Annotated in this window: 13 protein-coding genes and 1 pseudogene; 6 read left to right on the forward strand and 8 right to left on the reverse strand. The window is 60.2% G+C overall.

From position 1 onward, the window contains the following. On the reverse strand, window positions 1-373 hold a 373-nt coding region (locus DU506_RS21435), incomplete at its 3' end, for a DUF2201 family putative metallopeptidase (RefSeq protein ID WP_422822317.1). 322 nt (window positions 374-695) lie between these two features. Continuing rightward, window positions 696-2,087 carry an MBL fold metallo-hydrolase gene (locus DU506_RS07975; RefSeq protein WP_114486413.1) on the reverse strand — a complete coding sequence of 464 codons (1,392 nt, stop codon included), beginning with the start codon at window positions 2,085-2,087 and terminating at the stop codon, window positions 696-698. A gap of 641 nt (window positions 2,088-2,728) precedes the next feature. Between DU506_RS07975 and DU506_RS07980 the strand changes: the two genes are divergently transcribed. From DU506_RS07980 to DU506_RS22115, 6 genes and pseudogenes are all read left to right on the forward strand, one after another. After that, complete coding sequence (locus tag DU506_RS07980; protein ID WP_181870716.1) at window positions 2,729-6,541, forward strand: AsmA family protein; 3,813 nt, start codon at window positions 2,729-2,731, stop codon at window positions 6,539-6,541. After that, a complete protein-coding gene (locus tag DU506_RS07985; protein ID WP_114486415.1) occupies window positions 6,538-6,840 on the forward strand; it encodes a BON domain-containing protein in 303 nt (100 codons plus the stop codon). The genes DU506_RS07980 and DU506_RS07985 overlap by 4 nt, the downstream gene beginning before the upstream one ends. 103 nt (window positions 6,841-6,943) lie before the next feature. Further along, entirely contained in the window at window positions 6,944-7,141 is a 198-nt protein-coding gene (locus DU506_RS21440; RefSeq protein ID WP_147273741.1) for a hypothetical protein, read from the forward strand. Window positions 7,142-7,163: 22 nt separating this feature from the next. Continuing rightward, the gene (locus tag DU506_RS07990) at window positions 7,164-7,766 is read left to right on the forward strand and encodes a metallophosphoesterase family protein (protein WP_147273742.1); all 603 of its coding nucleotides are present in this window, start codon (window positions 7,164-7,166) and stop codon (window positions 7,764-7,766) included. A gap of 12 nt (window positions 7,767-7,778) precedes the next feature. Then, window positions 7,779-8,204 (forward strand): secondary thiamine-phosphate synthase enzyme YjbQ, encoded by a 426-nt coding sequence (locus DU506_RS07995; protein WP_114486417.1) that lies wholly within the window; start codon window positions 7,779-7,781, stop codon window positions 8,202-8,204. 138 nt (window positions 8,205-8,342) lie between these two features. Then, a pseudogene (locus DU506_RS22115) lies at window positions 8,343-8,498 on the forward strand (DUF4236 domain-containing protein); the annotation flags it as partial. A 149-nt stretch (window positions 8,499-8,647) separates the two neighbouring features. Here the strand turns inward: DU506_RS22115 and DU506_RS08005 are convergent. The 6 genes from DU506_RS08005 to DU506_RS08030 form a co-directional block, all read right to left on the reverse strand. Further along, the gene (locus DU506_RS08005; protein ID WP_114486418.1) at window positions 8,648-9,055 is read right to left on the reverse strand and encodes a universal stress protein; all 408 of its coding nucleotides are present in this window, start codon (window positions 9,053-9,055) and stop codon (window positions 8,648-8,650) included. A 121-nt stretch (window positions 9,056-9,176) separates the two neighbouring features. Continuing rightward, window positions 9,177-10,637 (reverse strand): Na+/H+ antiporter NhaC, encoded by a 1,461-nt coding sequence (nhaC, locus tag DU506_RS08010; protein ID WP_114486419.1) that lies wholly within the window; start codon window positions 10,635-10,637, stop codon window positions 9,177-9,179. A gap of 97 nt (window positions 10,638-10,734) precedes the next feature. Next, on the reverse strand, window positions 10,735-11,925 hold the full coding sequence (locus DU506_RS08015) for an acetyl-CoA C-acyltransferase (RefSeq protein WP_114486420.1): 1,191 nt from the start codon (window positions 11,923-11,925) through the stop codon (window positions 10,735-10,737). Beyond that, complete coding sequence (locus DU506_RS08020) at window positions 11,922-13,205, reverse strand: ArgE/DapE family deacylase (protein WP_114486421.1); 1,284 nt, start codon at window positions 13,203-13,205, stop codon at window positions 11,922-11,924. The genes DU506_RS08015 and DU506_RS08020 overlap by 4 nt, the downstream gene beginning before the upstream one ends. After that, window positions 13,205-13,858, reverse strand: a complete 654-nt coding sequence (locus DU506_RS08025) for a 3-oxoacid CoA-transferase subunit B (protein WP_114486422.1) — start codon at window positions 13,856-13,858, stop codon at window positions 13,205-13,207. The genes DU506_RS08020 and DU506_RS08025 overlap by 1 nt, the downstream gene beginning before the upstream one ends. Next, complete coding sequence (locus DU506_RS08030; protein WP_114486423.1) at window positions 13,848-14,549, reverse strand: CoA transferase subunit A; 702 nt, start codon at window positions 14,547-14,549, stop codon at window positions 13,848-13,850. Before DU506_RS08030 ends, DU506_RS08025 begins: the two co-directional genes overlap by 11 nt. Window positions 14,550-14,559: the final 10 nt, after the last annotated feature.

The raw sequence follows: 14,559 nt of genomic DNA on the forward strand, positions 1-14,559 counted from the left end.
TCAAGAGCGCATTGACTTCATGGTCGCAGGCCAGGTGCCACCGGTGGCCATCCAAATGAGGCTTCTCGTGCAAGTGGCCAGCGACGCAATGCCAGACCAGATGGGCCTGTAAAAAGGCGCGGGTGGTGGCATTTAACCCAGCGCTGTAAGCCGCGTTGAAAAACAATGACTGACCATCCGTAGTCGCAGTGGCGAGGCGGTCATCAAGCACCGGCACCAGTGCCAGGCCATCCGCAAGCATTGTCATTAACGGGTGGTGCCGACGCCAGGCGTCACGATCAGCTTGCCATAAGGTCAGTTGTTCATTTTTGATACAGGGGATATCTGAGAGAACTGGCTTCATGTCGAGGACCTGGCATTGTGCGGTGAACATACTGGCTCCTGATGCTTCCCTTGAGAACACCTCCACCATGACAGGGCCTAACGACAAAACATGTCGGATAACCTTGATTATCCACTCCCCGTCCAGGTATTTTCACACACCGAGGTACCGGCATCGCCGTATCCTCGTACACCATCATCGCAGACCATAGCACCTGGCATGTTGGTATCGGCAACGGTGGCCGGGGTGGCGACGACAGCATCTCAACCAGCCGTTGCCATGTTACCAGTTCACCCATATGTGCCAAGAACCGTTCCCGGCGGGTGACCTTCTTCTTGTTCTGCTTCATCAAGGCACGGATGTGCCGTTCGGTTCAGCCAGTTTCAACAGGGAGATCAGCTGTGTTCCACGCCGCCCACGACCCCGGGGTGTTCGCCACGTCGGAGAAGCCAGCTCGCTTCAGAATGCTGGCGGCAATGGAGGCACTATAGCCTGAACCGCAGTAGGTGACGGTGGTCTTGTTCGGATCCAGCTCGTCAAGCTGATCGGCAAGATGGGCGACGAAGATATGCTTTGCGCCAGGCACCCGACCATTGGCAACCTCATTCGGACTGCGCACATCGAGCACTTGAACATTGGGCTCTTCGCGCCGGGCGTTCAGCTCGTGGACGGTCCATTCCTGCAGCATGTTCAGCGGCAGGGCCGTGTTTTGCCAATCCGTCATGCCATTGCGCAGGTAACCACGGATGTCATCCAGACCGATGCGGTAGAGCTGGGTAATGGCTTGATGGACATCGTCTGCCGACTCGCCCACCAACAGGATCGGGCGGGAGTCATCGAGCATCCATCCCGCCCAATTGACGAACTCGTTACGCAACGCAATGTTGATCGCCCCCGGCACATGTCCACCGCCGAATGCCAGTATCGAACGAATGTCCACGACCTGCATGTTGGCGTTGCCGGCTAGTTCCTGGAAGTCTTGAGGCGACAGCGGCGGAGGCAGCGATGGGCCTTCCATCTGTACGGCGGGACAGACGTTCACCTTCTTCAGGCGCGCATAGTGACGCGGCGGTTCTGGCATATCGGCAAGCAGCCAGTCGATGAACGCCTCTTCGCTGCGCTCTTCCTGGAGGGCAGGATTAAAGAGCCGCTCGTTGCCAAGCGTGGAATGACGCCGGTCACCGATCGACTTGCCGCACGCCGAACCGGCACCATGGCAGGGATACACTTCTATCCGGTCGCCCAGTGGTAGATAGCGATCGAAGAGGCTGTGGAACAGCTTGCCAGCCAGCTTCCGCTCGCTGCCTTCCCCAAGCAAATCGGGTCGCCCGACGTCTAGGTTGAACAGGGTGTCGCCGGTGAACAGTGCGATGGGCTCGCTACCCTGCTGCGTATCGAACAGCTGCAGAGAAACGTGCTCTGGCGTATGGCCCGGCGAATGCATGATCTGCAGCCTTACCTGACCGAGCTCCAATGTCTCGCCATCGCTGACTTGGCAAAGCTCGAACTGGTAGGCATCGGAATGGCCGCCAATGATCTGCGCGCCGGTGTGACTCGCTAGCGCCTGGGCACCGGATACGAAATCTGCGTGAATGTGTGTTTCGATGGCATAGGCAATTCGCAGGCCTTGTTCCTTTGCCATCTGCAAGTAGATATCGATATCGCGACGTGGGTCGATTACCGCAGCCACTGCCGCCTTGCTGTCGCCGACCAGATAGGAAATCTGCGCCAAGCCAGCTGTATAAACAGGCTCAAAAATAAGCATCGCTACCTCCGTTAAAATATGAGACGTAATAGCCCGATTTTTTCTGAAAACGTGAGTGCTTCGCCATTTAATATAGCTATTACCGCAAACTTGTCTCATCTCTGCCGCGACCCAGCAACTTGGATTGCTATCTAGCCTTGGCATAGCCGCTAAAATGTCGCCATCATGTAGAGTGCGTACAAAGCGTTGATGCTTACTTACCGGACATTAGCGGTGAAATTGTGGCCTATATTCGAGATGGCCACGCCTTTCATATCCCCGAGTACTTTTTTGTCCTCCAAAGCGTCAACAGTAGAGCTGTGGTGTCTCCGCAAGAAAACTGTTGCCAGATCACAGCTGTTAAAGCGACGACCCAAAGCGGCCTTTTAGGAGCTTTGCATATAAGCTCAAAGCGTCGCTTTGTACTTCGAATGGGAATGCTTGTCGGCGTTAGTCAAGTCATCACAATCAGCCGGATGTAGAGGTACAGAGATGCAGGGCACTCTGCGAACTCAACATCGAAGTCGAGGCACGATAGGCTATACTTGAACGGTAATCCGGGAGGAGATTTAAGAAGAGGAGGTAGCATCCGACTACTTTAAGGGGGAGACTCTGAGCCGATGACACAGGGAGCCTCAAGGAAGCGGCGCTGGTGGTGGCTCGTGCTGCTGTTGGTGGTGCTGGTCGTGGTCATCGTGCAGCTGATGTCATGGAACGTCTTCAAGCCGTTGATCGTCGAGCGTCTCGAGGCGGCGAGCGGACGCTCAGTAGCCATCGAGGGCGATATCACCGTCGAGCTGCTCCCGCGCCCGAAGATCTCGCTGCACGACGTCAAGATCGGCAACCCGGAATGGGCAGCCTCGCCGCAGATGCTGGAGGCGCGGCGCGTCAGTGTCTCGCCATCGCTTGGCGATTTGCTCGATGGCGAGTTCGTGCTGGACGCGGTCGAGATGGCCGGCCCCACCCTCACCCTCGAACAGCGCCATGACGCCCCCGGCAATTGGGTGTTTCGGAATGCGCAGGGCACGACAGCCGAGTCGTCGGCTGCCGGCGATGAATCCTCGGCGCCGCCGGTGGCCATCCGCCGGCTCTCCCTGACCAATGCCCAGGTGCGCTACCGAGCCGCCGGCGCGGACACGCCGGTGGCGTTGACGATTCCCTCCCTGCAGAGCGAGCGTGCCGGCGACGGCCTGGACACATCCGCGAAATGGGTCTTCGACGAGCGCCACTTTTCGCTGCAGGCGCACACCGATCCCTTGGAGGCCCTGCTGGGATATGCTGGGTCCTTCGGTGGCGAGATATCCCTGGGCGCAGACGATGACCGGCTGAATGGCACCTTCCGTCTGCCTGAGTTTCCCTCCTTGGCGGCCTTGCAGGCAGACGCCGAGCTCAGCGTGGCGTCGACCGCCGACTGGGCCCAGTGGCTGGGGCTGCCTATCGTGGAGCTGGGCGCTCTGCAGGTGGCGACGCGCCTGGTCCGCGAAGGGAGCGAGTGGCGACTCAGCGAGATCGACGCCTCCGCCCTCGATAGCCGCCTCACCGGTGATCTGGAGGTGACGACCGCCGACGAGGCCCCGCGCCTGAACGGTCGCCTGGATGTCACCCAGATCGATCTCGCTGCCTGGCGCGAGGCCCTGCCGGAAGGGGAAGAGACGGCAGGCTTGGCCATACCGGTTCTGCCGGACCTGCGCGGCGAGATAGCGCTGTCGGTGGGACGACTGGCGCTGAATCAGTGGGTGTTGGAGGACCTGGACGCCGAGATGCACCTTGCCGAACACGCGCTGGCGTTGGAGCCGATCACCTTCGGCATTGCAGGCGGTGAGGTCGAGGCCAGCGCCGACCTGACCAGCACCCCCGACAGGCTCTCGGCAGAGGCGCGGATCTCGCTGCAGGGACTGGATATGGAGGCCCTCGGCATCGCCCTCGAACCCGGTGACGCCGCATCGGGCGATACCCTGGCGGGTGACGTCGCGTTGCGCCTTTCGCCGCTGGAGCAGCGCGGTGCGTTCACGCGTGAGACCCTGCTTGCCAACCTGCAGATCGACAACGGCCGCTTTTCCTACCGCAACCCGCAGGTGGGAAGCGACCTCGATATTACCCTCGCTACCGGCGAGGCACCGCCGCTGCGGCTCAGCATGACGGGCACCTTCCGCAACAACCCCCTGACCATGGAGATCGAGGGCGGCCCTCTGCCCGGACTGGTCGCGCTGGACGAGGACTATCGCCTCGCGGCAAAGGCCAGCTCCGGAAACCTGCAGGCCCAGGTCGACACTACTCTCGCCGCGCTGCTGGATCCGGCGACACTCTCCGCCGATGTGATGCTACAGGCCCCGGGCGCTGACGACCTGAACGCCTGGACAGGAGCGGTGCTGCCGCCCCTGCCCGAGTTTCGTCTGGCCGGTCGCCTGGCGCGGGACGCTGAACGCTGGTCCGCCACCGAGCTCGAGGGCCAGGTAGGCCGCGCCCGTGTCGCCGGCAGCGTCGCCTTCCGCAATGCCGAGCGGCCCTTGGTGCAGGCTGACCTCGAGGTGGGGCGCATCGTCCTTTCCCGTCTTCTCCCCGCCGGCGAGGGGGTGAACGCTGAGACGAACGGTGGGGCCGCGGAGGACTCGCGACTGGCGCCGCTGCGGGGGTTCGATGGGCAAGTGGCGCTGCGCGCCGACAGCCTGGTGTTGCCCGACGGCACCGTGCTGCAGGACCTCGACCTGGACGCCGGCCTCGATGCCGGAAGGCTAAACGTCGATCCCCTCCGCTTCGATCTTGCTGGCGGCGCCATTACCAGTCGCCTGGTGGTGGACGTCACCGGCGCGGCGGCATCGGGAAGCCTCGACACGGTGATCGACGACCTGTCACTGGCCAGGCTGGTCGATACCTTCACGCCGGTGGAAGACCGCCTGGGCAGGCTCTCCGGAGAATTGCATCTGGAGATGAGCGAGACTCTGCCCGTCGACAGGCGCCAGAACCTGTTCCTACCGTTCATCGGCCGAATGATGGTCGAACCCTCGACGCTACGCTTCGAGAATCCCCAGGCCGACACGGATTTCACCCTAAGGCTCGAGACCCGCGGCCTGGAGGAGGGTGATCGACAGTTTCATGTGGAGGGGGAAGGCCGCTTTGACGGCGACCCGGCAACGCTCTCTCTAGTGGGTGATTCCCTGCTCGATGCCCGCGACCCGGATCGACCCTATGCATTGGACCTCGAGGCCGAGGTCGTAGGCAGCCGGATCGCGCTGCAGGGCCCACTCCTGCGACCGCTTTCCCTGCAGGGCCAGAATCTGGAGTTCACTCTGGAGGGCCCCAACCCCCAGCGCCTCAGTCGGCTGCTGGGCGTGGCACTGCCGAAGCTGCCGCCTTACTCGGTGTCGGGCAACCTGGAGCTGAACGACCAGCGCTGGAAGCTCGACAACATGGAAGGGGAGATCGGCGGCAGTGACCTCGATGGTTGGCTCAGCCTCGATACCCGGCCCCGACCACCGCACTTGACGGGCGAGCTGCAATCCGACGCCCTCGACATCGCGGATCTGGGGGGCATCTTCGGGGCAACACCGCCAACCCAGGAAAACGGCGACCGCTTCATCCTGCCCGACACACCCTTCGTCGGCGAGGGCTGGCACACCCTGACGGCAGACGTAAGCTATCGGGGAACGTCCGTGCGGGCAGGCAATGTGCCATTGAGCAAGGTGGATATCGACTTTCGCCTCGAGGACGGCCACGGCCGGTTCGAGCCGGTCAGTTTCGGCATCGGCGAGGGAAACATCGACCTGGAACTCGACCTGGATGCCGGCAGTTGGCCACCCGTCGGTACCCTGCAGGTTGAGATGCGACGCGTGGATCTGAACGATGTCCTGCGCCACTGGAACCTGACCAGAGAGAGCGCGGGCGTCGTGGGGGGACGGGGGAAGTTCTGGGTCGAGGGCCGCTCGGTCGCCCAACTCCTGGCGTCGGCCGATGGCGGCCTGCTCCTGCTGATGACCGGCGGCCGACTCGACGCGGTGCTCGTGGAACTGGCCGGTCTCGATGCTCTCCAGGCGTTCTTCAGCTGGTTGCGCGGACGTGAGCCGATTCCCATCGAGTGCGTCTACGCCGACCTGCAGGCAAGGGATGGCGTCGCCGAACTGGATACCCTCGTCATCGACACCCGGGATACCACCTTCACGGCGGGTGGCGAGGTGGACCTGAACACGGAGCGCCTGGATATCTCCGTCTTCGCCTACCCCAAGGACCCCAGCGTCTTTACCGGAAGCGCGCCCTTCCATCTGGGTGGGACCTTCGATGCCATCGAACCAGGTGTCCATGATGGCGGCCTGGGGCTGGGAATGCGCGCCGGAGCCAGCGCCGTGCTCGGGGCCATCGCTGGCCCCATCGCCGCCCTGATCCCCTTTTTGGGCACGGGGAACGACCCGGACATGGCGTATTGCGAGGGGCTGGTCAGTCGCGCTCAGGAAGCGATCAGAGACGAGGTGGGCGGACCATGAAGCGAGGCGAGTGGATGGGGCTTCTGCTGGCAGCGGCACTCCTTGCCGGCTGCGCCGACACCCCGATCAACGAATCCGCGCGGCTCGAGAACCAGGATTCTCCCCAGGCGGTGAGGATCAAGGCCCTGCTTCTCGAGGAGCCGGATCTGGCCGGTTCGGCCATCGACGTGGACATGCGCAATGATCGCGTCATCCTGGAAGGCTTCGTCGAGACCGAGGATCAGCGCGAGCGGGCTGAAGCCATCGCACGCGATCATGGCTCGGGCAGCGAGGTCGAGAACAGGATCACCGTCAAATGAGCGAGAAGATCCTGCTCGAGGATTCCTCGACGTTGTCCGACAAGAAGCGTGACCCCAAACTATAGTGCCACAACAGCCTCCCACTCCTAGGGAGACAGCTTGTTTGCAGGCTCCGGGCGGTCGGCTCGGTGCGGCAATCAGCCGTCACTTCGCCTTCGGTGATCCAGCGGTAGTCGGTTCGCACATTGATGCCCATCACCTGACAGGCCTTGACCAGCCGAGCACCGTCACGCTGGGCGTCTTGCCCCCATGTCACGATGCGCTGGCGATCCGGGAGGCTGGCCAGTCGTCCTCGTCGTGAGCAGGTGGGGGAAGGCAGTGCATTGCACCAGGAACATATCGCCTGGTTCCGACAACTGCCCCTTTTCCTTGAACTCGACGGGTTTCGTGTCGTGCATGCTTGCTGGCATCCCCCTTCCATGGCGGCCTTGCAGCCTTACCTGGATAACCAAAACTGTATTTTGCCATCCGCTTGGCCAGCCCTGACACGTACGCAAGGGGCAGGGTTCGAGGCGCTGGAGACCTTGTTGAAAGGCCTGGAAATAGCGCTGCCCGCCGGGTACGACTTTCTCGACAAGGACGGCCATCCACGTCGGCGTATTCGCACCCGTTGGTGGGAGATGGAAGGCCTGACGTACCGGGATCTGGCGATGGTGCCAGCGGAAGCCATTGAGACAATTCCGCATATGCCCATACCGGATGATGTGCTGCCGGGGTACGATAGTGATAAGCCCTTGTTTGTCGGCCACTATTGGCTGACCGGTACGCCGGCACCACTCAATCAGCAGATTGCCTGCCTGGATTACAGCATTGCGGCAGAGCGTCTCTCAGGCGATGACGCGCCCAAGCTCTGCGCCTATCGCTGGCAAGGAGAAACAGTGCTTACCTCAGAGCACATGGTCTGGGTGGATGCGCCTTTTGCCTAAAGAGAGAATAGAATGTGGCACCAGCAAACGATCACCCTGCGTGCTCAATCACGCGGCTTTCATCTTGTCACTGACGAGATTGAGCAGGGGTTGCCCGATATGCGCTCTCTGCAGGTAGAGCTCTTGCATCTGTTGCTGCAGCATACGTCTGCCAGCCTGACGTTGAATGAGAACACCGATCCTGATGTGAGGGTGGATTTTGAAACCTTCTTTCATCGGCTGGCGCCGGAGAAGGCGCCGGGCTTTCGCCATACCTTCGAAGGCCCGGATGACTTGCCCGCTCATTTTAAAAGCAGCCTGCTGGGGGTCAGCTTGATGCTTCCTGTGCATCACGGGCGGCTAGCGCTGGGTACGTGGCAGGGCATCTACCTCGGGGAACACCGGCATCAAGGCGGGCCGCGTCGGATCATTGCGACACTGCAAGGAGAAGCGGGTTAAGCAGGGCACCCTGGAATATTTTGCACGGAATAAAGTCTCGATTGCGCGAGTCCTGCGAAGCTAGAAAAGCGGATGGATGCCTTTATTCGTATACCGTTCGATTCTTGATTACTTCACCCACTTGAATAAAGAGGTTACATGGCGTTTCGCTTTCAGCGTCGAATCACTCTAGCTCCTGGCATTCGCTTAAATCTGAGTAAGCGCGGTATCGGTTTTTCCGTTGGGCCGCGTGGGGCAAGCGTCAGCATCGGCCCCAGCGGTGCGCATGCACATGCAGGAATTCCCGGTAGCGGGCTTGCCTATCGCACCAAGTTAAATACAACGCGGGGTCGCTCCGACTCACGAGGTTCGACGGCCAGTCTTGCCACCTCAGCGCTTGCGGAGCGTTTAGGGCAGGGTGAGACACTGGCACTCACACTCAAGGTAAATAGTGACGGAAATTCTTACCGAACGACGGTGACGGTACATTCCGCCTGGCGCACAACATTCAGGGCTGTGGAGCCCATAAAAAAGTGGTCAGGAAACCCCGGCCGGTTAGATGAGACGACGATACAATCAATATTGTAACGCTTGGCAAATTTAACGATCTGATGCGCGGCGTTGCCTTCCACAATGTGAATGTCATAACCATGGTTGCCAATATTTCGTTGAGTGCTTTCCCTGACACGCTGTGCCGTGGTTTCGCGATAATTGCTTGGTAGTGATGGTGCAATATAGGGTGGGATCCGCTCCATAACAGAAATAATCTGTATGACGCTGTCTTCGTCGCCTAGTTTGCGTGCGACCTCGATTTTCTGCAGGACATTCGAATTGTCGTCGGCTGCAGTGGTGACCAGAATGTTCTTGTACATGGGTTGTGCCCTCAGGTGGACTAGGCAGCGATGCAGTGTCTCCCATCACGACACTCGTTCGTGTCGAGAAAGGCGGCCATCATTAAATAGCCGCCCCACATTCGCGTGCCTGGTTTGTTGTTTAGCGCCCTGCCTCGCTGAACTCGACTAGCGGCTGATTGTAGGTATTAATGTCGTTACGCTCGCCTTCACGCCAGATGAAGATATTGAACAGTCCGTACAGAATGGCAATGATGGGCGTGATGATGGCGAGGAATGTCCAGCCCATGTAATCCCACGCGGAAACGTCCAGAACACCCATGAAATAGGCGCCTCCCAACCCCCAGGGCACCAGCGGCGAAGTGACGGTGGCCGAGTCTTCACAGGTACGCGAACATACCGACGGCAAGATTTTCAGCTTGCGGTAGGCCGGTACGAACATCCGCCCTGGAATGATGATGGCAATATACTGGCTGGCTGAAAACAGGTTGGTTGCCAGCGATGCAAAGACGTGGGTGACAATCAGCCCGCGTGAATTGCTCACCAGTTTGCCCATTTTCTCCAATATCACCTCGAGCATACGGGTTTTCTCCAGTAGGCCACCGAGACTCAAGCCGATGAAACCGAGTGAAATGGTCCACATCATCTCTTGCAGACCACCACGGCTGAGCAGGCTGTCCACCGCTTCAACACCGGTTTCTGACACATAGCCGTAATTCATGTAGTTCATCATGCTGCCCAGCGAAACGCCCTGAGTGGCCACGGCAAGTCCTGCCCCCAACAGGCTACCGATGACCATAACGGCCAGTGCATTAATGCGCCGATAGGCCAGAACGACCACCACCAGCGGTGGGATAAACGTTAGCAGACCGACGGAGAAATTCTCGCGGATGCCGTCCAGTAGTTCCGTGGTGCGAGAAATATCAGCCTCTCCGCCTTCAAATTGCATGCCGATGAAGAAGAACAGGATAACGGTAATGATCAGTGCGGGACCGGTGGTATAGAACATCGAACGGATATGGTCGAACAGGTTGGCTTCAGCCACGCCAGCTGCGAGGTTGGTGGAGTCCGACACCGGCGAAATCTTGTCACCAAAGATTGCACCTGAAATTATCGCGCCAGCGGTCATGGGCGGTGGAATATCCAGCCCGCCGCCGATACCGATAAAGGCAACGCCGAAAGTGGCGGCGGTGGTCCATGAGCTGCCTGTTACCAGTGACGCCACGGCGCACACGATCACGGCGGTGAACAGAAAGAAAGACGGGTTGATCAGCTGTAAGCCGTAATAGATTAGCGAGGGGATGGTGCCGGAAGCAATCCAGCTGGCCACCAGTACCCCGACCATCATCAGGATCAACATGGGCAGCATGGCAATCTCACAGCCATAGAGAATGCCCTTCTGGATATCCTGCCAACTGAAGCCAGAGACCAGTGCGATGATGGCACAGACGACGATGGCAAAGATCAGCGAGATATGGGTCACCCAATCTTCGCCGAGCAGAAAAATTTGCGCAAACATCATGAAGCATAGAAAGCCGATGCCAATGATGGCCCCTAGAAACGAGGGCCGTTTTTTTTCGTCATTCGTCGTTGTTGTTGACATTGTTGTTCTCCGCAAGGAGTTAGTGTTGCTTGCCGCCCTTAGTAAGCGGCGTCCAGGTGTCTTCTATCTGCAATACATCTTCGAGTAGGCTTGGCAGTTAACAGCGTTCCAGAATGATGGCGATTCCTTGCCCGCCGCCAATGCAGGCCGCTGCGCAGCCATAGCGCTGCTGGCGGGTCTCAAGAAGACGGGCAAGCGTACCGGCGAGGCGGATACCCGTTGCACCGAGCGGATGCCCCAGCGCCATGGCCCCGCCCCAGATATTGACGTTAGCCGGGTCAATCACAAGCTCACCCATGGCATGTAACGGCACGGCGGCGAAGGCTTCGTTGATTTCCCACACCGCGATATCCTGTGGCGTTAACTGCGACTGTTTGAGGACGCGCTGAATGGCGGCGGCGGCACCGGCGCCCATCTCCTCAGGCATGACGCCGCAGTCGGCGATGGCTACCACCCGCGCTAATGGGCTCATGCCATGCTGGTGCAGGGCTTGTTCCGACATCAGCAGCGTGGCGGCAGCCCCAGAGGTCAGTGGGGAGCTATTGCCTGCGGTAACAACGCCGCCTTCCATAAATACGGGGTCAAGTCCCGCCAGGCGTTCGGCGCTGGTATCGGCGCGGATATTGCTGTCCTCGTTGACCAGCTCGCCAGCGGTGTTGTTCAGGGTCAGGCGCTCAGCATCAAAATGGCCTGCGGCGTCGGCTGCAGCGGCGCGTTGGTGGGAGCTCAGGGCAAGGGCATCCATGGACTCCCGTGAGATGCCGGACGCCTTGGCCAGCCGCTCGGCGGTCAGCCCCATGTTGAGCACCACATCCAGCGCCAGCCAGTCAGCTTTTTGCAGGATCGGTGGGCTGGTCAGCACGCCTTCCTTGAACAGTGCTGGTCCCATGGGCACACGGGTCATGTTTTCCACACCGCCTGCCATGCCAACATCGACGGCACCGGCCTGAATTTCCCGTGCGGTGTTGCGTAGCGCAGCAAGGCCAGAACCGCATTGCTGATCAATCTGGCGGGTAGCGCATGCCTGGCCATGGGGGCCTAAGTGCTTGGCAAGCCACAGGGGGTAGCGCCCACCGAAACTCCATTGCTCCTTGACTGGCAGGGCGCAGCCGATACTCAAATCTTCCACTGCCGCACCGTCGACGCCGCTGCGTGCCAGCAGGCCATCGATCACATTGGCCAGCAGGGCATCGCTGCGGGTGTCTGCCCAGCGGTCCACGTCGAGCTTGCGGGGATGCGCGCGACTGAAAGCGCTGCGCGCATAGTCGGCGAGATAAACATCTCTCATTGTTTCGTCTCCTGGTGTTCGGCCATGCGCGCCCAGCGATGGATGAACAAGGCATAGGTGGTCAGTACGTGGTGGATCGAGTCGATGTCAACGCACTCGTCCACTCCATGAATGCGCTGGGCGATCGGGCCGTAACAGGTACCGTTGATCTCACCGGAAACATGGAAGGCCCGTAAGTCGGTGGTGCAGGTGGAAATGTAGTGGGCAGGCGGCTCGCCCAGCAGCGCTTCATGGCATTCTGATAGCAACTGAATGCCGGGGGTGTTGAGATCGACAACATGCCCTTCGGAACGAAAGCCGTGGAAGCTGACCTTAGGCGGTGGCGTGGCGTCATCAAGCTCGGCGTGGCGAGCCATCAGGGTATCGCGCACCCGCTGCATGGCGTCATCAGGCGACATGCCAGGGGGATAGCCAACACGCCCTTCGAGAATGGCGTGGGCAGGAACGCTGGAGGCCCAGTTGCCCGCATCCACTCGGCCAATGCTGAGGTTAAATGGATGGGGGTGGTCAACGTAAAGTGCAGGCCGGGGCAGGTTATTCATCTCTGCTTCCAGCGCTTTCAACGCTGGAAAATATTGCTGCAGGGATTCAATCGCATTGCGCCCAGCGCTTGGGTCAAGCACATGGGCAGGAACGCCATCCAGGCGCATTCGAAACCACAAGACGCCCACTTGTCCGGCGTAGATCTGGGCGCCAAAAGGTTCCGGAATCAGTACGAAATCACCGCTGTAACCCTGATGGAGACAGGCCAGCGTGCCGTTGCCAGTGCATTCTTCCTCGATGACGGTTTGCAGCGTGAGCGGGAAGTTGATCTCGACCCCCGCCTGACGCACTGCCTTGACCGCCATGACCATGGCGGCAATACCGGCTTTCATATCGCCGGCCCCGCGGCCATACAGCCAGCCGTCCTTTTGCCAGGGCTCCCAGGGTGGGCGTGTCCACATGTCGGTGGGTTCGGCGGGCACCACATCGAGATGGCCGTTGAACACCAGATGCGGACCTTGCGCGCCGGGATTAAGGTTCGAGATGAGATTGTAACGGCCAGCGCTGGGCCACTCGGTGGGTGCCCGATGCGGGTGCTCGGCGAAGCCTGGGGCATCGAGTGGAACACGGGTCACCGGCAGGCCAAGGCGTTCAAGATGGCGCTCCATGGTTTCCAGCACCCCCTGCTCCTGTCCGAGCACGCTATAGCCGCGCACCAAGTCACTGGTGAGCTCCAGGGTGTCGTCCATCAAGGCTTCACAGCAGGCAACAATGCGTTTTTCGGTAGCGTCGAGCATCAGAATCTCCCGAGCCGTGATTCATCAATCAATAGCGTGGCGTCAGTCGCCTCGCGCAGCGCCTCGACGCTCAACCCTTCAGCGATTTCCACGACGTCAAGCCCTTCGGGGGTGACGTCCATCACCGCTTTTTCGGTGATAATGCGGGAAACACAGCGGCTGGCGGTCAGGGGTAGCTGGCAGCGGGAAAGAATTTTGGGGTTGCCGTGCTTGTCGTTGTGCGAACACAGCACCACTAGCCGCGCGACTTTCTGAGCAAGCTCCATGGCGCCGCCAATGCCGGGCGAGAACTTGCCGGGAATTTTCCAGTTGGCCAGGTTGCCTTGCTGGTCGACCTCGAAGGCACCCATAAAGGTGAGATCGACACGGCTGCGCCGGATCATGGCGAACGACGTGGCGCTGTCGAACACGCTGGCGCCAGCGCGGGTGGTAATGTAAGTACCGCCGGAGTCGATCATGTCGATATCCGGCTGTTCGCCGCTGTCTAGTAGGCGACAGCCCAGCACGCCGTTTTCGGAATGCACCAACACATCCATATCGTCGGGCAGGTAGTGGAACAGCCGTGTGGGTAGCCCGATACCAAGATTGACGATTTGGCCATCGATGACTTCACGGGCGGCACGCGTCAACATGCGCTGCTGATCAGAGATCATGAGGGCGGACTCCTTGCTGGCTTGAAGCGCGGTCGACCTGCACCACTTGGCTGACAAAGGCGCAGGGGGTGTGAATGGCGTCGATGGGCAGATCGCCGGGTTCGTCGATGCGATAGGTTTGTGCAATCACCCGGTCGGCGGCCATGGCCATCAAGGGGTTGAAGTTACTTGCCGTGGCGCGATAGATCAGGTTGCCGTAGCGGTCGGCCCGCTCGGCGTGGACCAGCGCGACATCTGCCTGCAAGGCGGCTTCGATCCCCCAAGTCACCCCGTCCACGTCGATACTGCGGCGGGCCTCGGCGATCTCGGTGCCCTGGCCGATATCGGTCAGAAAGCCGCCGTGGCCAACGCCTGCGCAGCGGATCTTTTCCGCTAGCAGTCCCTGAGGATGGAAGCTCACTTTGAGGGTTCCGTTATTCATCGCCTCGATAGCAAAGCGATTCAGCCCGAGGTGAGATGTAATCAGATGGGTAACTCGGCCCGCTTCGATCAGCTTGCCAATACCGATACTCGGTTCGTTGGCATCGTTTTTGATCAGCGTCAGGTCGCGCTGGCCGCTGGCGAGCAGGGCGTCGAGCAACGCAAACGGCGTGCCCGGCGAACCAAAGCCGCCGACCATGATGGTGGCGCCATCAGGGATGTCAGCTATGGCTGCTTCAATGTCACATACTTTTTGGTTCAGTAGCGTCATGGCGTACGGT

It is taken from the genome of Vreelandella rituensis, assembly GCF_003336665.1.
Classification (GTDB): domain Bacteria; phylum Pseudomonadota; class Gammaproteobacteria; order Pseudomonadales; family Halomonadaceae; genus Vreelandella; species Vreelandella rituensis.